Origin of the sequence: Pseudoalteromonas rubra (genome assembly GCF_000967655.1) — a bacterium.
GTDB lineage: Bacteria > Pseudomonadota > Gammaproteobacteria > Enterobacterales > Alteromonadaceae > Pseudoalteromonas > Pseudoalteromonas rubra_A.
This window is the reverse complement of sequence record NZ_JXYA01000148.1, coordinates 1-581: the sequence shown is the minus strand read 5'-3', so window position 1 is coordinate 581 and position 581 is coordinate 1. Positions and strand designations below refer to the sequence as shown.

The window sequence follows — 581 nt, the reverse complement described above, 5'->3', positions numbered from 1 at the left end:
GCTGCTCTAAACTTTCCGCAAGTGCCCTCTCCGTTTCACTCATGGCAGACTCGGGCTCGGCGTCTAGATTGATGACATCCGCCTCAGATTCATCCATTTGTAATTCAGGATAACTACTCAGCTCTTCACTGGGTGTCACCAAGTCAAGCTCGGTCAATTCTTCGTCTTCAGACAAATCTATGTCTTCGTCTGCGAGCGGATCATCACCCAGGTCAATCTCAACTTCATTGTCCAGTTCGCTGTCCACCTCAGAATCGAAGTCATCGGCTTCGGCTTCCAGCGCCTCAAGCAGCTCATCAACATTTTGCAACTGGGGTGGCGTGTGGGTTTCGCCTTCTTCTGCTGGGTGTACCAGCTCTTCGGCAAATTCGTCGAGTAACTCGTCTTCAGTTTCTGCTAACGCGGGTTCATCCTGCTCAATGTCAGGCTCGACCTCGTCCAGGTCCAGATCAGTAGACGGTTCAGCTTTGTCATGCAGGGACTGAAGATCGGCTTCCTCTTCCAGCATACCATCAAGGTGCCCGGGATCCGTTGTTGAAACAGCCTCGTAGTCAGACTCAGGCTCGTCTTCTAACAGACTG

Annotated in this window: 1 pseudogene; it reads right to left on the bottom strand. The window is 51.8% G+C overall.

The annotated features are described in order from the left end of the window. Nucleotides 1-581, bottom strand: a pseudogene (locus tag TW77_RS25530) (hypothetical protein); the annotation flags it as partial.